Annotated in this window: 24 protein-coding genes; 13 read left to right on the top strand and 11 right to left on the bottom strand. The window is 72.3% G+C overall.

The window, feature by feature from the left end:
- Positions 1–44 precede the first annotated feature (44 nt).
- From ACH34S_RS37370 to ACH34S_RS37345, 6 genes are all read left to right on the top strand, one after another.
- Positions 45–422 carry a DUF3054 family protein gene (locus tag ACH34S_RS37370; RefSeq protein WP_395957627.1) on the top strand — a complete coding sequence of 126 codons (378 nt, stop codon included), beginning with the start codon at positions 45–47 and terminating at the stop codon, positions 420–422.
- 72 nt (positions 423–494) lie between these two features.
- A complete protein-coding gene (locus ACH34S_RS37365) occupies positions 495–2141 on the top strand; it encodes an AMP-binding protein (protein WP_395957626.1) in 1647 nt (548 codons plus the stop codon).
- Between the two features lie 57 nt (positions 2142–2198).
- Positions 2199–5153: an AMP-binding protein gene (locus ACH34S_RS37360; RefSeq protein WP_395957625.1), complete on the top strand. Its 2955-nt coding sequence runs from the start codon at positions 2199–2201 to the stop codon at positions 5151–5153.
- Positions 5154–5258: 105 nt separating this feature from the next.
- Positions 5259–6674: a cytochrome P450 gene (locus ACH34S_RS37355; protein ID WP_395957624.1), complete on the top strand. Its 1416-nt coding sequence runs from the start codon at positions 5259–5261 to the stop codon at positions 6672–6674.
- Positions 6671–7474: an SDR family oxidoreductase gene (locus ACH34S_RS37350; protein WP_395957623.1), complete on the top strand. Its 804-nt coding sequence runs from the start codon at positions 6671–6673 to the stop codon at positions 7472–7474. The genes ACH34S_RS37355 and ACH34S_RS37350 overlap by 4 nt, the downstream gene beginning before the upstream one ends.
- Before the next feature lie 74 nt (positions 7475–7548).
- Positions 7549–9015 (top strand): carboxylesterase/lipase family protein, encoded by a 1467-nt coding sequence (locus tag ACH34S_RS37345; protein WP_395957622.1) that lies wholly within the window; start codon positions 7549–7551, stop codon positions 9013–9015.
- A gap of 16 nt (positions 9016–9031) precedes the next feature.
- On the opposite strand, the gene ACH34S_RS37340 is transcribed toward ACH34S_RS37345, so the two are convergent.
- Together ACH34S_RS37340 and hisN are read right to left on the bottom strand one after the other, a co-directional pair.
- Complete coding sequence (locus ACH34S_RS37340; protein ID WP_132175183.1) at positions 9032–9223, bottom strand: hypothetical protein; 192 nt, start codon at positions 9221–9223, stop codon at positions 9032–9034.
- Between the two features lie 126 nt (positions 9224–9349).
- Complete coding sequence (hisN, locus tag ACH34S_RS37335) at positions 9350–10153, bottom strand: histidinol-phosphatase (protein WP_395957621.1); 804 nt, start codon at positions 10151–10153, stop codon at positions 9350–9352.
- A gap of 134 nt (positions 10154–10287) precedes the next feature.
- Here hisN and ACH34S_RS37330 point away from each other — a divergent pair, with 134 nt between their 5' ends.
- A complete protein-coding gene (locus ACH34S_RS37330) occupies positions 10288–11148 on the top strand; it encodes a hypothetical protein (protein ID WP_395957620.1) in 861 nt (286 codons plus the stop codon).
- 10 nt (positions 11149–11158) lie between these two features.
- Here the strand turns inward: ACH34S_RS37330 and ACH34S_RS37325 are convergent, their stop codons facing one another.
- The 8 genes from ACH34S_RS37325 to ACH34S_RS37290 all read right to left on the bottom strand — a co-directional run bounded on the left by ACH34S_RS37325 (position 11159) and on the right by ACH34S_RS37290 (position 18852).
- Positions 11159–12646 carry an FAD-binding oxidoreductase gene (locus tag ACH34S_RS37325; RefSeq protein WP_395957619.1) on the bottom strand — a complete coding sequence of 496 codons (1488 nt, stop codon included), beginning with the start codon at positions 12644–12646 and terminating at the stop codon, positions 11159–11161.
- Positions 12647–12650: 4 nt separating this feature from the next.
- On the bottom strand, positions 12651–13574 hold the full coding sequence (locus tag ACH34S_RS37320; protein WP_395957618.1) for a hypothetical protein: 924 nt from the start codon (positions 13572–13574) through the stop codon (positions 12651–12653).
- Positions 13562–14218, bottom strand: coding sequence for a serine/threonine-protein kinase (locus ACH34S_RS37315; RefSeq protein ID WP_395957617.1), 657 nt, complete (start codon positions 14216–14218; stop codon positions 13562–13564). The genes ACH34S_RS37320 and ACH34S_RS37315 overlap by 13 nt, the downstream gene beginning before the upstream one ends.
- A 60-nt stretch (positions 14219–14278) precedes the next feature.
- Positions 14279–15286 (bottom strand): ribosome small subunit-dependent GTPase A, encoded by a 1008-nt coding sequence (gene rsgA / locus ACH34S_RS37310; RefSeq protein ID WP_395957634.1) that lies wholly within the window; start codon positions 15284–15286, stop codon positions 14279–14281.
- Positions 15287–15303: 17 nt separating this feature from the next.
- A complete protein-coding gene (gene aroA, locus ACH34S_RS37305) occupies positions 15304–16575 on the bottom strand; it encodes a 3-phosphoshikimate 1-carboxyvinyltransferase (protein ID WP_395957616.1) in 1272 nt (423 codons plus the stop codon).
- Positions 16576–16613: 38 nt separating this feature from the next.
- Positions 16614–17309, bottom strand: coding sequence for an anti-sigma factor family protein (locus ACH34S_RS37300; protein WP_395957615.1), 696 nt, complete (start codon positions 17307–17309; stop codon positions 16614–16616).
- Complete coding sequence (locus tag ACH34S_RS37295; protein WP_132175169.1) at positions 17306–17872, bottom strand: sigma-70 family RNA polymerase sigma factor; 567 nt, start codon at positions 17870–17872, stop codon at positions 17306–17308. The genes ACH34S_RS37300 and ACH34S_RS37295 overlap by 4 nt, the downstream gene beginning before the upstream one ends.
- Before the next feature lie 176 nt (positions 17873–18048).
- Entirely contained in the window at positions 18049–18852 is an 804-nt protein-coding gene (locus ACH34S_RS37290) for a DoxX family membrane protein (RefSeq protein ID WP_395957614.1), read from the bottom strand.
- Here ACH34S_RS37290 and ACH34S_RS37285 point away from each other — a divergent pair.
- Both ACH34S_RS37285 and ACH34S_RS37280 read left to right on the top strand, forming a co-directional pair.
- On the top strand, positions 18851–19702 hold the full coding sequence (locus ACH34S_RS37285) for an SOS response-associated peptidase (RefSeq protein ID WP_395957613.1): 852 nt from the start codon (positions 18851–18853) through the stop codon (positions 19700–19702). The two genes, ACH34S_RS37290 and ACH34S_RS37285, sit on opposite strands and share 2 nt — an antisense overlap.
- 77 nt (positions 19703–19779) lie before the next feature.
- Positions 19780–20115, top strand: a complete 336-nt coding sequence (locus ACH34S_RS37280; protein WP_395957612.1) for a TraR/DksA family transcriptional regulator — start codon at positions 19780–19782, stop codon at positions 20113–20115.
- On the opposite strand, the gene ACH34S_RS37275 is transcribed toward ACH34S_RS37280, so the two are convergent.
- Complete coding sequence (locus tag ACH34S_RS37275; protein WP_395957611.1) at positions 20112–20882, bottom strand: methyltransferase domain-containing protein; 771 nt, start codon at positions 20880–20882, stop codon at positions 20112–20114. The two genes, ACH34S_RS37280 and ACH34S_RS37275, sit on opposite strands and share 4 nt — an antisense overlap.
- A gap of 179 nt (positions 20883–21061) precedes the next feature.
- Between ACH34S_RS37275 and ACH34S_RS37270 the strand changes: the two genes are divergently transcribed.
- From ACH34S_RS37270 to ACH34S_RS37255, 4 genes are all read left to right on the top strand, one after another.
- Positions 21062–21817: a sigma-70 family RNA polymerase sigma factor gene (locus ACH34S_RS37270; protein ID WP_395957610.1), complete on the top strand. Its 756-nt coding sequence runs from the start codon at positions 21062–21064 to the stop codon at positions 21815–21817.
- Positions 21814–22119, top strand: a complete 306-nt coding sequence (gene rsrA / locus ACH34S_RS37265) for a mycothiol system anti-sigma-R factor (RefSeq protein ID WP_395957609.1) — start codon at positions 21814–21816, stop codon at positions 22117–22119. Before ACH34S_RS37270 ends, rsrA begins: the two co-directional genes overlap by 4 nt.
- A 23-nt stretch (positions 22120–22142) precedes the next feature.
- Entirely contained in the window at positions 22143–23072 is a 930-nt protein-coding gene (locus ACH34S_RS37260) for an NAD-dependent epimerase/dehydratase family protein (protein ID WP_395957608.1), read from the top strand.
- A 588-nt stretch (positions 23073–23660) separates the two neighbouring features.
- A complete protein-coding gene (locus ACH34S_RS37255) occupies positions 23661–25025 on the top strand; it encodes an HD-GYP domain-containing protein (RefSeq protein WP_395957607.1) in 1365 nt (454 codons plus the stop codon).
- Positions 25026–25032 lie beyond the last annotated feature (7 nt).

Raw genomic sequence — 25032 nt, 5'->3', positions numbered from 1 at the left:
GGCTTCGCCCCTGGCCCCCCTTCGCTTCTGTCTAGGGTTTGTCCATGCGATCTGGTGTTGGGTTCGGGGCTGATGTTGTTGGGGTTCTTTTGTTTGTTTTGGTTGGGCGGGCTACTCATGATGAAAGTGGTGGGTTCGTCGGGTTTGTTGGGGCGGCTTGGCCGTTTCTTGTTGGGCTTGCAGGTGGGTGGGGTCTCAGTCGGGCTTGGCGGCGGCGGGTCGAGGTGGTCTTTCCCGTTGGGGTGGTCGTCTGGGTGACCACCGTGGGGGTGGGGATGGTGTTGCGGGGGGGTCGCCGGGCAGGGGACTGCGATCGTGTTCGTGGGGGTGGCTTCCGTCTTCCTGGGAGTGGTGCTGCTCGGGTGGCGCGGGGTGGCGGCCTTGTGGGACGTCTCCAAATGACCGGGCGGTCTCTTTGCTGATCGGCGCGGTTGACTGTGGCGCGGCGTCCTGATGAAGTTACCGGCGGGTCACGTCGGGTGAAAGGGACACGGATGGCATCTGCGCTGCGCGACTGGCTGGACGAGCCGAACACCGGACGCGGCGTCCACCTGGCTACCGACGACGACTGGGAGTACCGGAGCTATGGGGAACTGGCGTCCGCCGCGCGACGCACGGCCGGGGCGCTGATCGAGGAAGGCGTGCGGCCCGGTGATGTCGTCTGCGTCATCCTGCCCACCGACTTCGTTTGTATCGAGACTTACTACGCGGTGTGGGCCGCTGGGGCGACTGTTTGTCTGATCACGCCGCCGCTGTTCCAGGACGGGGACGACTACGTCGCGCACGTCGCGGCGATCCTGCGGCAGGCGGCGCCCGCGCTGGTCATCGCGTCCAAGGACCTGAACGAGTACGCGGCGCGCGCCATGGGGCAGGCCGGGCTGAGCGGGGAGCCCTGGCAGCCGCGGCAGGCCGGTGAGGCGGCGGCGGTGCAGCCCGCCGGGGAGCTGGCCCTGCTGCAGTTCACGTCCGGGTCCAGCGGTGCGCCTCGGGGGGTGATGGTCACCTGGGAGAACCTGGAGGCCAATACCGAGCTGATTTCTCGGGCCGCCGGGTTCGCCGCGGACGACTCCGTTGCTTCCTGGCTGCCGCTGTACCACGACATGGGGCTGATCGGCTGCTTCCTGACGCCGATCGCGCGGCAGGCCTCGCTGCGGCTGATGCGGCCCGATCACTTCATCCGCGACCCCGCGAGGTGGCTCCGGTGTTTCGCGGAGGCCGCGCACACCGCGGCTCCGCCGTTCGCGTATTCGTACTGCGCCCGGCGGGTCAAGCCGGAGCAGCTGGAGGGGGTCGATCTGTCCGGGTGGCGGACGGCGATCGTCGGCGCCGAGCCCATCGACCCGCATGCGCTGGAGGTGTTCGCGCAGCTCGTGGAGCCGTTCGGGTTCTCGCGCGCCGCGTTCAAGCCCGCGTACGGGATGGCGGAGACGACCCTGCTCGTCACGATGGACGCGGAGCGCCGCGATCCGCTGGCGGTGCGGCCCGATCCCGAGGCGCTCGCGTTCGGGGAGCCCATCCGGATTCTGGAGTCGCACACGCTCGGGGCCGAGTCGCTCGGCGCGAAGGCCGGATGGGTCGTCGGGTGCGGCACGCCGGAGGCCGGTGTGCCCGTGGCGATCATGGACGATGACGGGCGGGAACTCGGGGAAGGGCTGCTCGGGGAGATCGTGGTGGGGGGTCCTTCGGCTTGCCCTGGCTACTACGCGGGGGCCGAGGGGAAGTCGACCCGGTTCCTGGACGGGCAGGTCTTCACCGGGGACGCCGGGTTCTTCCACGCCGGGCAGCTGTTCGTTCTCGGGCGGATGGGCGACAGCATCAAGGTCCGCGGGCGGTCGGTGTACGTCGAGGACCTGGAGGCGAAGATCGCCGAGGCCAGCGGGCTCGGGAAGGGGCGCATCGTGGTGGTCGGCGTGCCGGGCGCGGGGCGCAAGGGGCTCGCGCTCTTCGCCGAGACGCAGGACGAGTCGTGGACGGGCGACATCCGCGAGATGCTGCGCCGCAGGCTCGGCGGCGACGTCGAGCTGACGATCGTGGTGGGCACCGGGCTGATCCAGCGGACGTCCAGCGGCAAGCCGCGGCGCAGGTACATGTGGGAGCGGCTGCTCGCCGGGGAGATGGACGGGGCCCGCGTCGTCCCCTGATTGCTAAAGATCGTGACCACAGGACACCATGGCCGTTGAGGCTGTGAGAGGTCGACGATGCCGGCTGTTGCGAAGACGCTGTTCCGACTGGGCGCCCGCCTGGGGTCCACCGCCCAGAACGCCTTGGAGGTCGCCCGGTTCGGCGGGTTCGACACCGACGAGGACGCCTCGCCCCGCGAGGTGGTGACCGAGCAGCGGGTGTACCGGCTGCGGCACTACTTCCCGGACGGCGGGGGCGGGCCGGTGATGCTGCTCGTCCCGCCGCTGATGATCACCGCGGAGGTGTACGACATCTCCTCGCGGGTCAGCGCCGTCCGGGTGCTGCGGGAGGCCGGGGTCGATCCCTGGGTCGTCGACTTCGGGGCGCCCGAGCGGGAGCCCGGGGGCCTTGAGCGGACCATCACCGATCACGTGCTGGCCGTTAGTGATGCGGTGGATCGGGTCCGGAAGGTCACCGGGCGGGACGTTCATCTCGCCGGGTATTCGCAGGGCGGGATGTTCGTCTACCAGGCGGCGGCGTACCGGCGCAGTGACGGCATCGAGTCGGTGGTGACGTTCGGGAGCCCGACCGACACGAGTGTCGCGTTGCCGTTCGGGCTGCCCGCGTGGCTCGCGTCCGAAGGGGTTGGACGGGTCCCTGACTGGGTGCTCGGCGGGTTCGCGGTCCCGGGGTGGGTCACGCGGTTCGGGTTCCAGCTGCTGAGTCCGGTGAAGTCGGTGCGGTCGCGGGTCGATTTCATCCTGCAGCTGCATGACCGGGAGCGGCTCGCGCCCCGGGAGCGGCAGCGGCGGTTCCTGGAGCGGGAGGGCTGGGTGTCGTGGCCCGGGCCCGCGCTGGCGGAGTTCGTCCGGCAGTTCGTCCAGCACAACCGGATGCTCACCGGCGGGTTCGTCATCGGCGACCGGCTCGTCACGCTCGCCGACATCACCTGCCCGGTGCTGACGTTCGTCGGGGAGGTCGACGAGATCGCGCCGCCGCCGATGGTCCGCGGGATCCGGCGGGCCGCGCCGCGCGCCCAGGTGTACGAGGCGTCCCTGCGCGCCGGGCATTTCGGGCTCGTGGTCGGGAGCCTCGCGATCGCGCGGACCTGGCCCGCCGTGGCCGGGTGGGCGAAGTGGCGTGCGGGGGAGGGCCTCCTGCCGGACATCGTCGCGCCCGTCGCGGGAGATGAGGAGGCCGCGCCTGCCGGTCTTCCTGGGGGTTCGGCCGGGTACGGGCTTCAGCTTGCGGTGGGTGTGGGCGGGAGCGTGGCGCGGTCCGCCTACCGGACGGTCTCGCGGGCGGTTCATGGGACGCGGCAGCTCGGGGGTGAGGCTGCACAGAACCTTCCCCGGCTGGCGCGGCTGGAGCGCATCCAGTCGGACACGCGCATGTCCATGGGGCTGCTCCTGGACGAGCAGGCCCGCCGGATGCCTGATGAGGTGTTCTTCCTGTACAAGGGGCGGCCTTACACGCATGAGGCTGCCAAGAGGCGTGTCGATGCCGTTGTTCGTGGGCTGATCCAGGTTGGGGTGCGGCGGGGTGACTCCGTTGGCGTGCTGATGAGGACGCGGCCCACGGCGCTCGCGCTCGTGGCCGCGTTGAGCCGGCTGGGTGCGGTGGCGGTGCTGCTGCGCCCGGATGGGGATCTCGCCGCGGAGGTGCGGCTGGGCCGGGTGAGCCGTGTGATCGCCGATCCGGAGCACGCGGCGCAGGTGGAGGGGCTGGAGGGCGTCGAGACGCATCTGCTGGGCGGTGCCGGGCGTGGTGAGCGCGGGTCGCTCATGGACATGGAGGCGATCGATCCGGAGGCCGTTGCCGTGCCGGGGTGGTTCCGGGCCAACCCGGGGCGGGCCGGCGATCTCGCGTTCGTCGTGTTCAGGGGTGAGGGCGAGCTGCTCCGCGCCCACCGGATCACCAACCGGCGGTGGGCGCTGTCGGCGTTCGGGACGGCGTCGTCCGCCTCCCTGTCGCCGTCCGACACCGTGTACAGCATCACGCCGCTTCAGCATCCGTCCGCGCTGTTGATGAGCCTTGGCGGTGCCGTCGCGGGGGGTGCCCGGCTGGCGCTTGCCAGTGCCTATGATCCGGAGACCTTCTGGGACGAGGCCCGCCGGTACGGCGTGACCGTGGCTTCCTATACCTGGATGCTCCTGCGTGATCTTGTGGAGGCGCCGCCTGATCCGGCGGAGCGGCATCACGCGGTGCGGCTGTTCATCGGGTCGGGCATGCCGCGCGGGCTGTGGCGGCGGGTCGAGGAGCGGTTCGCGCCGGCGCGGGTGCTGGAGTTCTACGCGTCCACGGAGGGCGAGTCGGTCCTGGTCAACCTGAGCGGCAAGAAGCCCGGGTCGCTGGGACGGCCGCTGCCCGGCAGCGCCGAGGTCCGCCTCGCCCGCTACGACCTGGAGAACGGGCGCCTGGACCTGGGGGCCGACGGCTTCGCGATCGAGTGCGAGCCCGGCGAAATCGGGATGCTGCTCGCGCGGGTGCGGCTCTCCGCCGTCGGGACGGCAGGGCGGTGCGTGCGGGGCGTGTTCGCGCCCGAGGACGCCTGGACGATCACCGGGGACCTGTTCCGCCGGGACGGTGCCGGCGACTTCTGGCTGGTGGGACGGGAGGCCGAGCTGATCCGGACGGGGGAGGGGATCGTCCCGCCCGGCCCTATCCGGGATGCGCTCGGCGACCTGCCGTTCGTCGACACCGTCGCCGTTTACGGCATTCCGGTGGGGGAGTCCGAGCTCGCGGCGGCCGCGGTCAGCCTGCGGGGCGTCGCCGAGCTGAAGCCCGTGGATCTTTCGGAGGCGCTGCTGCGGGTCGAGCCGGGGCTGCGGCCCGCGATCGTGCGGGTGGTGGACGAGGTGCCCGTCACGGCCGGGGGACGGCTGCGGACGGCGCCGCTGCGGGACGAGGGCGTCCCTCCCGCCGGTGAGGGCATGGCGTACTACCGGGACAAGGCGGGCGCCTACCGGCCGCTGACGGACGCGGCCCGGCGGCGGCTGCTCAAGGCGCCGGCCGCCCGCGAGGCGCGGTGACCGGGGAGTCACAACTCACGAGCGATAAGTCTGGACTTACTGGTCTTGGCTGCGTTAGAACGAAGCGACGGTCACCGTCATCTGTCGCACGCGTCCGGAGGGGTCATGACGAGCGTCCTCGCGCCGCCGCCGGCGGGCAGCGGGCTGAAAGCGGTTCCCGGGGTGGGAGGCATCCCCTACATCGGCAGCACGATCGCCGTGATGCGCAATCCGATCGGGACGGCCCGGAAACGGTACGCCGAGCACGGGCAGGTGTCCTGGGGATGGCTGCTCGGGCAGCGGACGGTCACCGTCCACGGCCCGGAGGGCGCCGAGGTCATCCTGGTCAACCGCGACAAGGCGTTCGCGAGCGGGCCCGCGTGGAGCTACTACATCGGGCCGTTCTTCAACCGCGGCATCATGCTCCTGGACTTCGAGGAGCATCTGCATCACCGGCGCATCATGCAGCAGGCGTTCACCCGGCCGCGCCTGCGCGCCTACATGGACGCGATGGCGCCCGGCATCGTCAAGGGCGTCGAGGCGTGGCGGCCCGGCGCCGAGTTCACGGTGTACGACCACGTCAAGCAGCTCACGCTCGACCTCGCCGCGGACGTGTTCATGGGCGTCGAGCTGGGGGACGCAGAGCGCGCGCGGGTCAACGGCGCGTTCATCGACGCCGTCCGGGCCGGTACGGCGTACGTGCGCTTCCCCGTCCCCGGGCTGCGCTGGCACCGCGGGCTGCAGGCCCGCAAGGTGCTGGAGGAGTTCTTCTACCGGCACCTGCCCGCCAAGCGCCGCGACGGCGGCGACGAGACCCTTCGAGGGGGGACGACCCCCCACACCCCCCGTGGCGCCTCCGGCGCCGGCGATTTGTTCGCCGCCCTGTGCGCGGCGGAGTCCGACGACGGGGCGCGGTTCACCGACGAGGACGTCGTCAACCACATGATCTTCGCGCTGATGGCCGCGCACGACACGACGACCATCACGCTGACGTCGATGGCCTACTACCTCGCCAAGTTCCCCGAATGGCAGGAGCGGCTCCGGGACGAGTCCCTCGCGCTCGGCAAGACCGAACTCGACTACGCGGACCTCGACGCCCTCACCGGCATGGACATGGTGATGAAGGAGTCGCTGCGGCTGATCGCGCCCGTCCCGGCGCTGCCGCGCAAGGTCGTCAAGGACACCTCGATCCTCGGCTTCCACATCCCCGCCGGGACGATCGTCGTCGTGCCGATGCTCAGCAACCACCGCATGGCCGACTGGTGGCCGGACCCGGACGCGTTCGACCCGGGGCGCTTTGCGCCGGAGCGCCGCGAGGACAAGATCCACAAGTACGCGTGGTCGCCGTTCGGCGGCGGCGCGCACAAGTGCATCGGGATGTACTTCGCCGGGATGCAGGTGAAGTCGATCCTGCACCAGGTGCTGCTGAGGTACCGCTGGAGCGTCCCGGGGCGCTACGAGATGCCCCTCGACACCACGTCCCTGCCGTCGCCGAAGGACGGCCTTCCCGTCCGCCTCGACCGTCTGGAGCAGAGCCCATGAGCAAAGCCGTCGCGATCACCGGGGCCGCGCGGGGCATCGGTCTCGCCACCGCCCGCGTCCTGAAGGCCAAGGGCGCCACCGTCGTCATCGGCGACATCGACGAGGCGGCGGTCACGGAGGCGGCGGAGGAGCTGGGCGTGACCGGGCTCGTCGTGGACGTCACGTCCCGCGCGTCGTTCACCGCGTTCCTCGACCGGGCCGAGGAGGCCGCCGGGCCGCTCGATGTGGTGATCAACAACGCCGGGATCATGCCGATCGGGCCGGTCACGGGCGAGAGCGACGCCGACGCCCGCCGCTGCCTCGACATCAACGTGCACGGCGTGATGCTCGGCACCAAGCTCGCCCTCGGCCGGATGCTGCCGCGCGGCCGCGGGCACGTGATCAACATCGCGTCGCTGGCCGGCCTCACGTACATGCCCGGCCTGGCGCTCTACAACGCCAGCAAGGCCGCCGTCGTCGCGTTCACCGAGGCGACCCGGCTGGAGGTGCAGGAGCGGGGCGTGCACGTCAGCGCCGTTCTGCCGACGTTCACCAACACCGAGCTGGTCTCGGGGATGCGCAATCCCAAGGGGCAGCGGAACTGCGAGCCCGAGGACATCGCCGCCGCCGTCGTGGCGCTGGTCGGGCGCCCGCGCCCGCAGGCCGTCATCCCGGCGAAGCTCGCCCGGCAGGTCAAGATCGGCGCGCTGCTCCCGGAACGGGTCAAGCGGGCCATGGCGCGCCGCTACGGGCTCGACCGGATCTTCCTCGACTTCGACGCGGACGCCCGCAAGGCCTACGACGCCCGCATCCGCGCCTAGCCGGCGTGCCCGGCCGCATTCGCGTCCCGTAGGCTCTCCCTTGGTCGAACTTCGTTCTAAAAGCGGGGGACGCTATGCGACGGGGACCGGTCGTTCAGACGGCTTACGGGAAGGTTCGCGGGACGACGCGAGACGGCGTCAGCGCGTTCCTCGGCATTCCCTACGCGGCGCCGCCGTTCGGGGAGAACCGGTTCCGGGCGCCGCGCCCGCCGGAGCCCTGGGACGGGGTGCGCGACGCCGTCGAGTACGGGCCGACCGCGCCCAAGCCCGGCTACCTGCCGCCCTACACCCGGCTCCTGGACGACCCGGACATCCCCGGCGACGGCTGCCTCAACCTGAACGTCTGGACGCCCGGCGGCTCCGGGCTGCCGGTCATGGTGTGGATCCACGGCGGCGCGTTCCGCAACGGGTCGGGCGCGCTGCCCGTCTACGACGGCCGCAACTTCGCCCGGGACGGCGTCGTCTGCGTGACGATCAACTACCGGCTCGGCGTCGAGGGCTTCGCCAACTTGCCCGGCGCCCCCGCGAACCGGGGGCTGCTCGACCAGATCGCCGCGCTGGAGTGGGTCAACGCCAACATCGCGGCCTTCGGCGGCGACCCCGGCCGCGTGACCGTGTTCGGTGAGTCGGCGGGCGCGATGAGCGTCACCACCCTGCTCTCCCTCGACCTCGGGCTCTTCGGCCGCGCGATCGCGCAGAGCGGCGCGGGCGCCGTCGCGCAGGACCCGGACGACGCCCTCCTCGTCACCCGGGAGATGGCCGCCCGGCTCGGCGTGGAGCCCACCGCCGAGGGGTTCGCGGCGCTCGACCCGGCCGCGATCATCCCCGTCCAGGCGGAGGTCGCCGCCGAGGTCCTCGCGCTGCCCGACCCCGCCCGGTGGGGCCCGACCACGGCCGCCTCCGCCATGTCGCTCACCCCGGTCCTGGACGGCGAGCTGCTGCGCCGCCGCCCCGAGGACGCCATCGCCGACGGCGCCGGACGCGACGTCGACCTGCTCATGGGCTGCACGTCCGAGGAGTTCCGGTTCTTCCTGATGCCGTCCGGGCTCGCCGGGGCGGTCACCGAGGAGCTGATCGGTCTCGTCGCGGCGGGCATGAGCCTCCCGCCGGGAGTGCCCGCCGCCTACCGCGACCGCCGTCCCGGGATGACGCCCGGCGAGCTGATGGCGGCGATCCTCACCGACGGCATGTTCCGCGTCCCGGCCGACCGCGCCGCCACCGGGCACGCCGCCGCCGGCGGGCGGACCTGGATGTACGAGTTCGCGTGGCGGTCGCCGACCTTCGACGTCGGCGCCTGCCACGCGCTGGAGCTCGGCTTCGTGTTCGACAACCTCACCGGCGATCCCGAGGGCCTCGCCGGGCCGAACCCGCCGCAGGAGCTCGCCGACCGGATGCACCGCGCGTGGGTCGCCTTCGCCGCCGGCGGCGACCCCGGCTGGGCGCGGTTCGAGCCGTCCGGCCGCGCGGTGCGGGTGTTCGGCGCCCGGGAAGACGGCGTCGTCCACGACCCGCTCGGCGACGAGCGCAAGCTCTGGGACTGACCCCTGTCCGGAGGGCTCAGCTCCCCAGGCGCTTGCGGCCCTGGGCGCGCACCCGCTTGCGCTGGGACGGGTCCAGCATCAGGTAGCCGACGACCGGTGCCCCGAGGACGCCGAGGATGATCAGCGTGGTCAGCCACCAGGGGAAGATGAACAGGGTCAGCAGCCCGACGACGACGCCGCCGATCACGAACTTTGTCTGGGTCGACATCTGGTACCTCCGTTAACGGGCCGCCCCTATGGACAACGGCCGCCCGGCGGCCGCTGTTCCACGATATGTCGCGAGTCCGTCCGATGGAACAATGATCTCACCAGGGACTCCCGGAAGCCGGGGCGGTCAGATGCGCAGGGAGAGCTGGCCGCCGCCGAGCGTGCGCAGGACCTCCGCGTGCAGCTTGCCGTTCGTGCAGACGACGCTGCCGCCGTCCGGGCCCGGCACGCCGGACAGGTCGGTGAACATCCCGCCGGCCTCCTCCACGATGACCTGGAGCGCGGCGAGGTCCCACAGCGACACCTCCGGCTCGGCGGAGATGTCGATCGCGCCCTCGGCGACCATCATGTGCGACCAGAAGTCGCCGAACGCCCGCGTCCGCCACACCTCGCGGGTCAGCTCGATGAACCGGGTGAGGCGGCCCTGCTCCTCCCAGCCGCTGAGGCTGGAGAACGACAGGGACGCGTCCTCCATCGCCGTCACCGACGACACGGTCATCCGGGTCGCGCGGGTCAGGCTGCGGCCCGTCCAGGCGCCGCCGCCGCGCGCCGCCCACCAGCGCCGCTGCAGCGCGGGCGCGGACACGACCCCGACGACGATCTCGTCGTTCTCCATCAGCGCGATCAGCGTCGCCCAAACCGGGACGCCCCGGACGAAGTTCTTCGTCGCGTCGATCGGGTCGATGATCCAGCAGCGGTTCCCGAATCCGGTCCGGCCGAACTCCTCGCCGAGCACCGCGTCGCGCGGGCGGGCCCGCTTCAGCGTGCCGCGGATCTGCTCCTCCACGCTGCGGTCGGCGTCGCTGACCGGCGTCAGGTCCGGCTTGGTCTCGATGTCGAGATCGAGGGCACGGAAACGCCTGGTCGTGATGTCGTCGGCCCCGTCCGCCAGCACATGCGCGAGACGCAGGTCATCGGAATAGCCCGCCACGGCGTGCAACGCTACCCTGATCACGTCTGGTCCAGACACACTTACCCGGCCGTTCCGGCTTTTCGGTCGTCCCGGTGGGGCGCGCCGTGGGGTTATCGGGGGTATCGCCGGGCCGGTGATGGCAGAGTGGGCGCATGGTGCACGACCTTCCCGCATGGGTGGCCGAGCTGACCGACCCGCGCCGGGCCGGGACGCTCGACGAGCTCGCCGACCGCCTCGTCCCGCTGGCCGAGCACGCGATCGACGTGTCCCGCCGCCTCCAGGCGCAGCTCAACGAGCTCAACGAGCCGTTCAAGCGCGAGGCCCTCTACGGGCGCGTGGAGCGGCTGAAGGCCCGGGTCGGCGAGGCCATGGAGGAGATCACGGCGGAGATCGCCGCGTCCGGGACGGAGCGCATCGAACGCGTCGTGGCCGACTGGGCCGAGCGGACCGGGCCCGGCGAGCCGGGCGAGCGCAAGGCGCGGGAGCGCGAGGTGCGCCGCAAGCTGGACCGTGACATCGTCCCGGTGCTGTCCAAGCAGCAGCAGGACGTCGCCGAACGGGTCGCCGAACGCACGTCCACCGCGCTTGAGGACGCGACGCAGACGCTGCTGACGCAGGTCGAGGAGCTGGCGAAGGCGGTCACCGACCTGATCCACGACGTGCTGCCGCTGGCCCGGGAGGGGCTGGCGCTCGCGGGCCGCATCTCGACGCTGTCCGGCCGGGCCCGCAAGGCGGGGCGCGGACCGGTCCCGGACGAGCTGAAGGACGCCGGAGCCGAGGCCGCCCGCGCGTTCGACGAGGCCGTCGCGCGGCTGGAGCTGGAATGGGCCGCGCTCGGCGCCCGCTCCGCGAGCGTCCGGGCCGCGCTGCGCGGCGCGGAGGAGAGCGCGTTCAGCCGCGTCACCGAGGAGATGACCCGCTGCGTGGAGGAGCTCGCGCCCGAGCACGTCAAGGCGCTGAACGAGGCCGAGGCCAGGGCGCGCAGCCTGTTCGAGGAGCCGTCGGCGGGCTAGGGCGGGCGCGCTAGAGCGCCTGTGGGAAGCGGAGCAGGCCCTCGGGGTCGTGCGCGGCCTTGACCTTTCTGAGGCGGTCCAGGTTGGGGCCGTAGTAGGCGGTCGCCCAGCCCTTGAGATCCGGGTCGATGTAGTTCACGTAGGCGGTGCCGCCCATGGACGGCTCCATCGCCGCATGCGTCGCGCGAAGCCAGGCGTTGTCGGGTGCCAGGTACTGGACGCAGAACAGAGCCTTCCGGTGCGGGAAGGCGGTGTCGCCCGGGCCTAGGCGGCCTATCGCGCCGCCTAAGGCGTCCAGCAGGACGGAGCGGTTCTGGACGTCGTTGCCTGTCTCGAAGCGGTTCAGGAGAGCGTCGATGGCGGTGTCGGGCAAGGGCTTGTAGGCGATGTGTGATTTACCGGCGTAGTTGGTTCTGGGGAAGGTGCCGTTGGGGCGCTGGCCGGGCAAGGTGCCTTGGGTGTGGCATTGCTCGACGGTCTGCCCCGCGCATCCGCCCATGAATTTCATGGCGTCCAGGTAGGGGCTGCTCTGGGCGGTGGACGAGATCGGGTCGGCGCCCGCCGCGGCCGTCAGCGCCTTCATGGGGGCGCTGGCGTCGGCGAGCGCGACGCCGATGACCTCGACGCTCGGGGTCGCCTGGTCGGGCCGCGTGTCGAGGCGCAGGCTCGTCCAGACCTCGTCGGGCGCGGACGGCGCCCAGCGCTGCCAGCCGCGGAACACGGCGGCCGCGTCCGCCCAGGCCCAGCGCACGCTGAACGGGGTGACCTCGGCGATCTCGTGCGTGCGGAACGTGAACGAGACCGCGGCGCCGAAGTTGCCGCCGCCCCCGCCCCGGCAGGCCCAGAACAGGTCGGGGTTCTGCTCGCCGTCGCAGGTCAGGAGGCGCCCGTCGGCGGTGACGACCTGGATCGACGTCAAGGCGTCGCAGGACAGCCCGTACGCGCGGGACGTCACGCCGATCCCGCCGCCCAGCGTCAGCCCCGCCACGCCGACCGTCGGGCAGCTCCCCGCCGGGACGCCCACGCCATGCTCGGCGAGCCCCGCGTACATGTCGATCAGCCGCGTCCCAGCGCCGACGACGGCGGTGCCGCCGTCGCGCTTCACCGTGTCCATGGGGGAGACGTCGATGACCAGGCCCGTGCCCGTCGACCAGCCCGCGTAGCTGTGGCCGCCGCAGCGCATGGCGACCGGGATCCGCTGCAGCGTCGCGAACGCCATGCATTCGGACACGTCCTGAGGCGTCGCGCAGTACGCGATGCCTGCGGGCTCGCTGCGGTCGAAGCGCGGAATGTGGAGGCGCCGGGCCTGGGCGTAGGAGGCGTCGGACGGCCGGATCAGCGTCCCGTCCAGGCCGCGTTCGAGCGCGTTCCAGTCGGCGGGCCCGGTCGGGCGCGGCCGCCGGGAGGGGCGGTCGTCCGGCGACGGCTTCTCGCCGGAGCACCCGGCGGCGGCCAGAGGCCCGAGGAGCGTCGCCTTGAGCACCCATCGCCTGTCCATGGCGTCAGGCGCTGCTTCGCAGCGTCTTGAGGAAGGTGTCGTAGACCGGGACGGCCCCGTCCCAGTGCTGCTGCCCGGCGACGATGATGACCTGGTAGATGGCGTCGTCGAACCTGAAGACCCGGACGCGGGCCCTGCCGGGGATGTTGTTCTTGGTGAAGGTGAACTGGGCTTCGGCGGCCTGGTCGCCCAGATAGGCGACCTTCCGGTTGATGCTTTCCTGCTTGAACTCGGGATACTCCGCGGTGTCCTTCTTCATCTGGTCGAGGGCGTCGACGAGGCCGTCCCCGGGGTCGGCGAAGTCGGTGTTCGAGACGCGCTGGATCGCCAGGCCCCGCCGCACCCCCGGAGCCTGGTCGGTGAACGACGCGTCGTCGCCGGAGCCCTCGTCCTTCCACCCCTGCGGGACCGCCGCGACGAACGCCGACCCCTGGTACAGGCGGTACCCGGAGGGCACGGCGACCTTCGCCGACGGTGAGGACGACGACCCCGCCGAGGAGGTCGGCGGGTCGTTGGCGTGCTCGTCGCCGTTGCCGGTGAACACCACGACCGCGACGACGGCGACGGCCAGCGCCGCCGCGAAGATCCCGCCCGGGATGATCAGCGGCCACGGCGGGCGCCGCCGCCGTGGCGGGCGCGGACCGCCCGCCGGCGGCTGCGTCGGCCACGACGGGGACTCGACCGTCGGCGCTGCGGGCGGTGGCTGCAACGTCATGTTGTGGGGCGGCGGCGCGTAGGGAAGCGGCGGCTGCGGCTGGGCGGGCGCGGGCCCCCGCGCGATCTGGCGGAGCAGCCGTCCGGCCTCGTCGGGGCTCATCCGCTGGTCCGGGTCCTTGCGGAGCAGGCCGTGCAGGACGGGCGTCAGGGGCCCGGCGAGCTGGAGCGGATCCGGGTCGTCGGCCAGCAGGGCGGCCATCATGCCCCACATGTCCGGCCGCCTGTACGGGGGACGTCCCTCGACGGCCGCGTACAGCGTCGCGCCCAGCGACCACAGGTCGGACGCGGGCGTCGCCTTCTGGTGGCGGGCTGGTCGGGCGCCAGGTAGGCGGGCGACCCGACGATGGCGCCCGCCTGGGTGAGGGTCTCGTCGCCGGCGACGGTCGCGATGCCGAAGTCGGTGAGCACGGCCCGGCCCTGCGGCAGCAGCACGTTCCCGGGCTTGACGTCGCGGTGCACGACCCCGGCGGCGTGCGCGGCGTTCAGCGCGTCCAGCAGGTCGACGCCGATCGCGGCGACGCGGTCCGGCGGCAGCCGCCCCTCCCGCGCGATGACCTTGTCGAGGCTCTCGGCCCGGACGAGCTGCATCACGATCCAGGGCCGCCCGTCCTCCTCGACCACGTCATGCACGGTCACGATGCCCGGATGGTCCAGCCGCGCCGCGGACCGCGCCTCCCGGAACGTGCGCGCGTAGGTCCGCTCGACCTGCGCCTCGTCCAGGCCCGGCGGCAGCGCCACCTCCTTGACCGCCACCTCGCGGTCGAGCGTGCGGTCGCGGGCCCGCCACACGGCGCCCATCCCGCCGCGTCCGAGCACCTCCACCAGCTCGTAGCGCGCTGCGATCGTCTGGACCATGGGGGCGACGATACCGAGGCCGGCCGGTCGAGTCGCGGCCTATGCCACGCTATGCCGGGCTTATTCGGCGTCGCCTTCGCGGCTCGCCAGGAGGCGGCGGAGGGAGTCGAGGCGGGCGCGGCTGGCGTGGCCCTCGTCCACCCAGCCGTCGAGCCCGCAGTTCTCCTGCAAGTGGTCGCAGTGCGGGGGGCAGCGTTCGGCGGCGCCGTCCGCGAGGTCCTCGAACGCGTTGATCACGTGCTCGGGGTCGACGTGCGCGAGGCCGAAGCTCCGCACGCCGGGGGTGTCGATGATCCAGCCGTCCCCGCCGGGCAGCTCCAGCGCGATCGCCGACGAGGACGTGTGCCGCCCGCGCCCGGTGACCGCGTTGACCTCGCTGACGGCCCGCTCCGCGTCCGGGACGAGCGCGTTCACCAGCGTCGACTTCCCGACGCCCGAATGCCCGACCAGCACGCTCGTCCGCCCGGACAGGTGGCCGCGCAGCCCGTCCAGGTCGCTGCCGTGCTGCGTCACGACGTAGCGGACGCCGAGCGGCGCGTACTCGGCGACCAGCTCGGCGGCGCCCGCGAGGTCGGCCTTGGTGAGGCAGAGCAGCGGGTCCATCCCGGCGTCGTAGGCGGCGACGAGCTGCCGGTCGATCATCCGGGGGCGGGGCTCGGGGTCGGCGAGCGCGGTCACGATCACGAGCTGGTCGGCGTTCGCGACGACGATCCGCTCGAACGGGTCGGTGTCGTCGGCGGTGCGGCGCAGCGACGACGTCCGCGGCTCGACCCGGACGATGCGGGCGAGGGTGTCGGGCGCGCCGGACACGTCCCCGACCAGCGCGACCCGGTCGCCGACGACGACGCCCTTGCGGCCCAGCTCGCGGGCGCGCATCGCGATGACGCCGCGCTCGTCGCCGGTGCCCTGATCGACGAGGCAGCGGTACCGGCCCCGGTCCACCGCGGTGACGAACCCGGATGAGGCGTCCTCGTGCGCGGGACGGCGCCGGGTGCGCGGGCGCGACCCGCGGCGCCCGGGCCGCACCCGGACGTCGTCCTCGTCGTAGTCCTGTACTCGTCGTGCCAGTGGTCCGGTCCCTATGCTCAGGCGGGCGCCGCCATGGACGCCCACAGCTCGGTGAAGTTCGGAAGAGTCTTGCCCACGGTGCCCGGGTTCTCCACCTCGATGCCGGGAACGGCCAATCCGAGCACGGCCGCGGCCATCACCATCCGGTGGTCGTCGTAGGTGTGGAACACGCCGCCGTGCAGCGGGCGGGGGTTGATCTCCAGGCCGTCCGGCAGCTCGCGGGCGTCGCCGCCCAGCCCGTTGATCTCGGTGACCAGCGCCGCGAGCCGGTCGGTCTCGTGGCCGCGCAGATGCGCGATGCCCGTCAGCCTGGACGGCGAGCCGGCCAGCGCGGCCAGGGCGGCCAGCACGGGCGTCAGCTCGCCGACCTCGTGCAGGTCGGCGTTCAGCCCCTGGTAGGCGCCGGTGCCGCGCACGGTGAGACCGTCCGGGCCGAGGGAGACCTCCGCGCCCATCTGGGCGAGCAGGTCGCGCAGCGCGTCGCCGGGCTGGGTCGTCTCGGCGGGCCAGCCGGGCACGGTGACGCGGCCGCCGGTGACGAGCGCCGCGCCGAGGAACTGCGCCGCGTTCGACAGGTCGGGCTCGATCGCCCGTTCGCCGCCGCGCAGCGGGCCCGGCGCGACCCGCCACACGTTCTGCTCCGTCTCGACGGCCGCGCCCGCGTCCCGCAGCATCTGGACGGTCATCGCCAGATGCGGCGCCGACGGCACCGGCGGCCCCTCGTGCCTGACCTCCACGCCCTTCTCGAAGCGCGGCGCGGCCAGCAGCAGCCCCGACACCAGCTGCGACGACCCGGACGCGTCAATCACGACCTGCCCGCCGTTCACCGAACCCGTCCCGCGCACGGTGAACGGGAGCGCGCCGCGCCCGCCGTCGTCGATGTCCGCGCCGAGCGCCCGCAGCGCGGTGATGATCGGGCCCATCGGACGCTCCCGGGCGCGGGGGTCGCCGTCCACCGCCACCTCGCCGGACGCCAGCGCCGCGACGGGCGGTAGGAACCGCATGACCGTCCCGGCGAGGCCGACGTCCACGCGCGCCGGGCCCGCAAGCTCGCCCGGGGTGACCTGCCAGTCGTCGAAGTCCTCGCCGATGCCGGCGCCCAGCGCGCGGAGCGCGTCCGCCATCAGCTCGGTGTCGCGGCTGTGCAGCGGCCGGGTGATCGTGGACGGCGCATCGGCGAGCGCGGCCAGGATCAGCGCCCGGTTCGTCATCGACTTCGACCCGGGCAGCGGGACGGCGGCGTCCACCGGGGCATGGGCGACCGGGGCGGACCAGTGCGGAGAGGGCATGACCCAAGGCTATCCGGCCGGGACCGCCATCCCGATGATCACAGCGGGATGGTCAGCAGCGTCCCGCCGTCGTCGAGCCGCACCTCGAAGCGGCTGATCTCCGGACGGGTGAGGCCCGTCCCGCCCTGCATCACGAGCGGCTTCGGCTGGCCCGGCACCCCGTATCCCTTGTCCGGGACGCGCCAGCCTGCGACGACGCTGCGCTCACCCTCCTTTGACACGGCCTCCAGATGGCACCGCAGCGGGCCCTTGATGCCGCGCAGCTCCAGGTTGACCTGCGTCCCCCAGCCCTTGTCGACCAGCGCGACCAGGCCGGACGCGCCCGTGCTGGGGTTCGTCCCCTTGAACTGCTCTCCGGCGATGGGCGGCGCGGGCGGTGTCTTCGGGGCCGGGCCATCGTCGTTCAAGACCGTCCCCACGCCGACGCCCGCGACCAGCGCGCCCGCGGCGGCGGCGGTGCCGATGGCGAGGACGGCACGGCGAGAGCGCCGGTCGGCCTGCCGCTTGCGCCGCATCATGTCGATCACGGGCGCGGGGGCCGTGGACGGCTCGTCCTCGCCGGGCCGCTCGGCTCCGAGCGCGGTGAGGATGCTCGCCGTTCCCGACATCTCCCGCATTTCCGCCTGGCACGACGCGCACCCTTGAAGATGCGCCTCGAACGCCCGCCGGTCGACCTCTTCGAGAAGGCCAAGCGCGTACGCGCCGACGTCGGTGTGCTCGACCTGGGAGCTCATGAGGTCACCCCCCTCTCCTCCAAGGCGACGCGCAGCGCGCGCAACGCGTAGTAGACGCGGGACTTGACCGTCCCCACCGGGATGCCCAGGTACTCGGCGGCCTGGTTCACCGTCCGGTCGCGCAGCACCGTCTCCGTCAGCGCCTGCCGGTGCGCGGGGGAGAGCGACTCCAGCGCCTCCGTCACGACGACCTTGCGCAGCAGTCCGTCCAGCTCGTCCGCCATCGGCAGGTTCTCCAGGGGGCCGTCGCCGACCTCCGGCGGCCGGACCTCGCGATGCCGCCGATTGTCGATCACGATACGCCGGGAGACCGTGGCCAGCCAGGGCATCAGCGAGGACGTGCGGTCATCGAGCCGGTCCGCGCTGCGCCATGCCCGGATCATGGTCTCCTGCACCACGTCCTCGGCCCACGGGCGGTCACCGCCGGTCAGCCGGAGGACGAACGCGAGGAGCGGCCGATGATACTCGCGATAGAGCTCGGCGACGATGTCCTCGTCGCGCGGCCTGCGGAGCAGGCTCCGCAACCCGCCGGTCTGGCGACCGGTCGATCCGGGAACTGCCATGGCCGGGGCGTCTCCGTCAGATGGCGCCGAGTGAAACTCGTCGATTGATCGGTGGTGGGTGGGGGCTGGAGGACGGTGGTCGGGTCACGTCACATGGCAGTACGGGACCCTTGCCGCCCGCGGTTCAACGGATTTGAGCCTCTTTTAAGGTTCTCTTCGGGAAACCGCCCGGAACGTCAGCGTTTGACCGCCTGCCTGACGCGGCCCGCCTTGACGGCCGTTCCCGTCTTCACCGTCCGCCCGGCCTTCATCGCCCTGGCCGCCTGCGCCGCCGTCCCGGCCTTGACGGTCTTCCCGGCCCGTGCCGCCCGGCCCGGCTTCGACGCCCGCCCCATCTGGAACGCGGCCCCGGCGCTCTTCAGCATGCCGCCCGGCTTCTTGGACTTCGCCGACTTGAGCGTCTTCGCGGTCCGCTTGGCGGCCTTGCGCCCGCCCTCGGCGCGGGCGACGCGCACCTGCCGCGCGGCCTCGCGGCGCGCGTCCCGCAGCGTGACGGCCGCCTCGCGGCGCAGCGCCTTAGCCTCCGCCGCGCTCTTGAGCTGCGCCTCCCTGACCTGCCGCCGGGCCTCCGCCGTCCGCGGCGAGCGGCGCGGCTCGGACGCCACCATCAGCAGCGCCCCGAACAGCCCGGCGTTCTTCAGCAGGTGCGACTGCTCGCTGGCCCGGTGCTCGGGGTCGTCCTCGGTCCAGTAGCGGTGCTCGGTCGCCAGCGCGGGCACCAGCTGGGCCGCGAGCAGCAGCGTGGTGAGCCGCCGGAACCGGCCCGTCAGCAGCAGCGCGCCGGTGCCGAGGCTGAGCGCGCCCTGCATCCGGACGAGCGTCTCGGCGTCCTTCGGCAGCCAGTCGATCCGGTCCGCGACCGGCTTGACCACCGGGCCGACCCGCTCGGCGCGCTCGCGCGGATCCCGGACCGCGTCCAGGCCGTTCATGATGAAAGGGGCCGCCACGAACGGGCGGGCCAGAGTCGTGAAGGGTCGCATGACCCGCTTCATGCCCAGCGCGCCGCTCCTCAAGCGCGGCAGGATGGGAGGCATGTGCGGACGCTATGCCACCACCCGCGCGCGTCAGGAGCTGCTGGACGAGTTCCAGGTCCAGCTCGACGCCGTCGACGGGGACATCCAGCCCGATTACAACGTCGCGCCGACCAAGCAGGTCCCGGCCGTCCTCAACAGACGTCCCAAGGACGCGCCCGAAGAGGAGGCCGCCGTCCGGCAGTTGCGGACGGTCCGCTGGGGGCTCGTCCCGTCCTGGGCGAAGGACCTGTCGATCGGCTCGCGCATGATCAACGCGCGGTTCGAGACGGTGCACGAGAAGCCGTCGTTCCGCCGCGCGTTCGCGCGGCGCCGCTGCCTGCTGCCCGCCGACGGCTACTTCGAGTGGTACACCCTGGAAGACCAGGGCGGCTCGCCCGATCCGGCCGACGGCGAGAAGAAGGCCAAGAAGAAGAAGCCGCAGAAGCAGCCGTTCTTCATCCGTCCCAACGACGGCGCCATCATGGCGATGGCCGGGCTCTACGAACTGTGGAAGTCGCCCGAGGACGAATGGCTCTGGACGTGCACGGTGATCACCACCGACGCGCCGGACGACCTCGGCCGCATCCACGACCGGATGCCGATGATCGTCGAACCGGACCGCTGGGACGCCTGGCTCGACCCCGCGCTCACCGACACCGAGCAGGTCCGCGGCCTGCTGGTGCCCGCGATGGCCGGGACAATGGAGGCCTATCCGGTGTCGAAGGCCGTCAACAGCGTGAGAAACAACGGCCCGGAACTCATAGAACCGGCGGCTTCTGGGGATAGTTCTGAAAACCATTCCGGCAGTTTGTTCTGACCGTTGCCGACCCGGCGGCGGCCGGACCCCCGACCCTCGCATCGCCCGGAATCCCCACCGGGAGGAGTCCCAGCATCGTGGACACCGCCGTAGCCCGCTCCCGCCTGGAGTCCATGCGCGCAGATCTCGACCGTTCCATCGCCATTCTTCGCGGGGAGAGCCCCGAGCGCGACAGCTCGCCCGCGGACGCCGGGGCCGGCCTCACCGCCCAGGATCGCGTGGAGGCCGCCCTGGACTCCCTCGAACGCCACCGCCGCGCCGTCGCCGAGGCGCTGGAACGGATCGGCGCCGGCACCTACGGCCGCTGCATCGGCTGCGGCCGTCCCGTCCCAGAAGGCCGCCTGGAGGCCCGCCCCGACGCCGCCCGCTGCATAACCTGCCAGGCCGAACACGACCGGAGCACGCGCGGTTAGCTCCTGCGGCGGGCGCTGGCCAATAGGTGGATGCCCAGGGACTCGTCGGGGCTCGGGGCGTTCAGTTCCGTGCGGACCAGGCGCGCCATGGCGCGGGGGGAGCCCGCCAGGACGTGCTCGACCATCGACGGCGACAGCACGGTCCGCGGCCTGACCCACTCGACCTCCAGGCCCGCGTCGGCGAGGAGCTCGCGGAGCTGGTTGGCGGAGAAGGAGCGGGTGATCGTCCCGTCCGGCCAGGGGACGAGGACGACCTCGGCGCTCGGGACGTCCGACAGGTGCGCCCAGTAGTTCCGCTCCGCCAGCAGCGCCATGCCGAGCGTGAGGGAGTCGACGCAGAGCAGGACGCGTCCGCCGGGACGCAGCACGCGGGCGATCTCGGCGATCGTGGACTCGGTGGCGAGATGCCGGGACAGGACGCGGTTCTCGGCGATCACGGCGTCCATGCAGGCGTCGGCGAGGAAGCCGAGCGTGCCGGTGTCGCCGATCAGCGGGATGGCGGTGCCCTTGGCCGGACGCTCCCCGGCGTCGGCCCGGCCCGGGTCGCGCACCTCCAGGACGGTGTGGCCCGCCGCGGCGGCCTGTGCCGCGCAGCGCCCGCCCGAGACGTCCAGCACCCGGGAGGGTCTGCGCGGCAGCCATCTGGCCAGCTGGGCGGACGCGACCGCCCAGTAGAACCTCCAGTAGCGCGCCAGGGAGTCCCCGGAGACGTCACGCAGGCTGGCGATGGTGGGCTGGGAAGGTTGCGCCGGTAGCACCGGTTGCACCGCTTGCTCCTGTTCTCGCCGTATATGTCTGGTCTTCCCCGTTGCGGGTGATCATCACCCTCCGTACAGGACGGGGGCGCGCGGGAGCGGGCTCGTTTCGTCACTTCCTGACGGGGAATCGGCGGGGACGTTGCGGTGTTGCACCGTCTCACAGGCAAGTACAGCGGAGGTGCACACCGATGACCACAGCCGTTGCCGATCTGCGGCGGACGTCGCCCGCGGACGCGCCGGCACCCGCCCGCGTTGGCGGACCGCGCGGGCCGATATCGTCTGTGGGGAACGACGCCGCCGGCCGGACCAGGGCCACGGGCGCCACAGCCGAGGGGGTGGGTCAGGTACAGGGCACCACGGAGACCGTGGAGCAGCGCCAGGAGCGGTTCCAGCGCGACGTGCTCCCGTTCTTGGACCAGCTGTATTCGGCCGCGCTGCGCATGACGCGCAACCCGGCGGACGCCGAAGATCTCGTCCAGGAGACCTTCGCCAAGGCGTTCGCCTCCTTCCACCAGTTCAAGGAAGGAACCAACCTCAAGGCGTGGCTGTACCGGATCCTGACCAACACGTTCATCAACTCCTACCGCAAGAAGCAGCGCCAGCCGCAGCAATCCGCCACCGAGGACATCGAGGACTGGCAGATCGCCCGCGCGGAGTCGCACACCTCCAGCGGGCTGAAGTCCGCCGAGGCGGAGGCGCTGGAGCACCTGCCCGACTCCGATGTGAAGCGGGCGCTGCAGGAGCTGCCGGAGGAGTTCCGCATCGCCGTGTACCTCGCCGACGTCGAGGGCTTCGCGTACAAGGAGATCGCCGAGATCATGGGCACGCCCATCGGCACGGTGATGTCCCGGCTGCACCGCGGCCGGCGGCAGTTGCGCGGCATGCTGGAGGACTACGCTCAAGACCGGGGCCTGACCAGGGCGAGCGGAGGTTCTGCCAAATGAGCTGTGGCAACCACCATGAGACTCCCTGCGACGAGGTACTGGCGCGGGTCTATACCTACCTCGACGGCGAGCTCGACCAGGGCGGCTGCGGAGAGGTGCGCGAGCACCTCGACGAGTGCGGCCCGTGCCTGCGCGAGTACGGGCTCGAAGAGGCCGTCAAGAAGCTGGTGAACAAGTCCTGCGGCTGCGAGCCCGCGCCGACGGACCTGCGGGAGAAGGTGCTCGGCCGCATCGAGGAGATCTGCGGCGAGATCAAGGCGTCCAGCGGGGCGGAGAAGTCCGAGACGTCCGGTAGCGCCTGAGCGTCACCGGTATCGTGCTGCGGGTGCTCGCACTCGTCACCGGCGCGGCCGGTTTCATCGGTTCCCATCTCGTCGACCGGCTGGTCGCCGACGGCCACGAGGTCATCGGCGTGGACGACCTGTCCTCAGGCGCGAACGTCCGTCCCGGCGTGGAGATGTGGGAGCTGGACGTCGCCGATCCCGGGCTCGTCGAGAAGGCCGCCGTGCGGCGGCCCGAGGTGATCTGCCATCTCGCCGCCCAGGTCAGCGTGCGCGCCAGCGTCGCCGACCCGCTGCACGACGCGCGGACGAACGTGGTCGGGACGGCGAACGTCCTGGAGGCGGCGCGGGCGGCGGGCGGTCGCAAGGTCGTGTTCACCTCCAGCTGCGCGGTGTACGGGGTGCCGGACGCGCTGCCCGTCCCCGCGGACGCGGAGCTGCGGCCCGCGTCCCCGTACGCGGCGTCGAAGGTGTCCGGCGAGGTGTACGCGCAGATGTACCGGGAGCTGCACGGCATCGACTTCACGACGCTGACGCTCGCGAACGTGTACGGGCCGCGGCAGACGCCCGAGGGCGAGGCCGGCGTCGTCTCGATCTTCACCGACGCGCTGCTGGCGGGCCGCCCCACCAAGGTGTACGGCGACGGCACCCAGACCCGCGACTACGTGTACGTGCTGGACGTGGTCGACGCGTTCGCCCGCGCGGCGGGGGAGCGGGGCGGCGGGCTCCGGCTCAACGTGGGCACCGGCGTCGAGACCACCGACCGCGAGCTGCACACCGTGGTCGCGGAGGCGGCGGGCGCCCCGGACGACCCGGAGTTCGCGCCGCCCCGCCTCGGCGACCTGCCCGCGATGTCCGTCGATCCGCGGCGGACGGGCGAGGCGCTCGGCTGGACGCCCCAGGTGGGGCTGCGGGAGGGCGTCGCCGCGACGGTCGCGTGGGCTCGGGAGCGGAACGCCCCGGCTCCGCGCTGAATGCCGGGCCTTGGCAGGTCTTGCCGTTTCCCGCCCTTTCCTGAGTGCATATTCGGCTGGAATTGCGGATGCACGTGCGGCGCCGGTCTCGGTCTATTTTGTCCGCATACGAAACGTGCATTCGGGTCCGGCAAATGATCACCTAAGGTGACGATAGGTTCACGCTTTGCTCACGTTTCCTCGCATGCCTGTGTGGCCTGGGCAGTCCACGTTAGGCTTGTGCCGAAATCAGCGACGGGAGCACGTGCATACCCGTGAATTCGGGGTATGTGCTCGGCCGGAAGCCTGGACCGTCCCGGTCCCGGCGACCGGCCGCGAGGCCGGACGGCCCGGATCGTGGGGGGAGGCAAGGAGCCATGCGCAAGCCCGTGACGCCGGCAGGACACGACCGGTGCCGGTGCGCCTCGGCGTCGTCGCTGATGATGTCCGAAGGTGTGTCCTGGGTGTAGCGCGGGTGCCGAGAGGCACGCGCCGGCCCGGTGACGCCCCGCCATTGGTCACCGAACACTTCTCCTCCCCGGCCCGCCTACGGCGGCGCGCCGTCGCGGACAGGCCGGATGAGGCGTGTTCCCTCCCTGAGGGGCGGCAATGCGTGGTCTACCTCTCGCTGCCTGGGCGTACGTCTGTGGCGTGGTCGCCCTCGCGGCCGGGCTCATCGCCACGTCGTCATTCGCCGACATCGAGTGGGACCAGCTCGCCGTGCTGGCCCTGCTGTTCCTCATCTGCGACTCCGCCCCCGCCCGGCTGAACCTCGCGCGCGCCCGCGTGTCGATGAGCTTCGCCGCCAGCCTCGCCTCGGTGGTGCTGCTCGGCCCGGCCGGCGCCGCGCTCCTCGGGTTCTGCGCCGTGGTCACGGGCCAGCGGTTCTTCGCGCCGGTCAAGCGCCTCTTCAACGGCGGGCAGCTCGCGCTCTGCGGCTTCGTCGCCGGGACGGTCTTCGAGGCGCTCGGCGGCGACCGGTTCGATCCCGAGCAGGCCCGCTGGGTCGAGAACGTCATCGGCCCGTTCCTCGCCGCGCTCGTCGTCTTCGTCCTGGTCAACCTGACGCTCATGGGCGGGGTGCTGCTGCTCGCCCGGCAGGCGACCCCGCGCGAGCTGCTGCACGAGAGCGGCCGGCTCGCCGTCGGCTGCCTCGGCTACGGGATGGTCGGCCTCTTGATCGCCGGGCTGTGGCCGCGGGTCGGGCCGTTCGCCGCCGTCCTCGTCCTGCTGCCGCTGCTCATCGCCCGGTGGGCGATGGACCAGGCGTACGTGCAGCAGCAGGCGCACGCCGCCACGCTCGCCGCGCTGTGCCAGGCCGTCGAGACCAAGGACTACTACACCCGCGGCCACTCCGAGCGCGTCTCCCGCGGCTCCGTGATGATCGCGCAGGAGATCGGGATGCGCCCCGACCGGGTCGAGGCGATCCGCTACGCCGGGATGCTGCACGACGTCGGCAAGCTCGGCGTCCCGACGAAGGTGCTGCAGAAGAACGGGCCGATGACCGAGGAGGAGTTCGCCGCGATCCAGCTGCACCCGATGCGCGGGCTGGAGATCGTCCGCGAGATCGGGTTCCTGGACGAGGCGCTCGCCGGCATCATGCACCACCACGAGAAGATGAACGGCCGCGGCTACCCGATGGGCCTCGCCGGGGACGAGATCCCCGAGTTCGCCCGGGTCATCGCCGTCGCCGACGCGTTCGACTCGATGACCTCCACCCGCTCCTACCGGCCCGCCCGCAGCGTCGACGAGGCCGTCTCGGAACTGCGCCGCTGCATGGGCGACCACTTCGACCCGGAGATCGTCGAGGCGTTCCTGCGAGCCCTCGACCGCGACCCCTGGGTGCCGCCCGACCCGGTCGTCCTGCCCGACGACGACGTCGTCGAGACCACCCAGCAGGACCACGACGACCCGAGCGCGCCGCTCCGGGTCGCCGGCGACGGTGTCCGGCCGAGCGACGAAGCACGGCGGTGACGGACGT

Source organism: Actinomadura sp. 3N508 (genome assembly GCF_044326375.1).
Taxonomy (GTDB): Bacteria; Actinomycetota; Actinomycetes; order Streptosporangiales; family Streptosporangiaceae; genus Spirillospora.
This window is presented reverse-complemented; position numbering and strand designations above follow the sequence as displayed.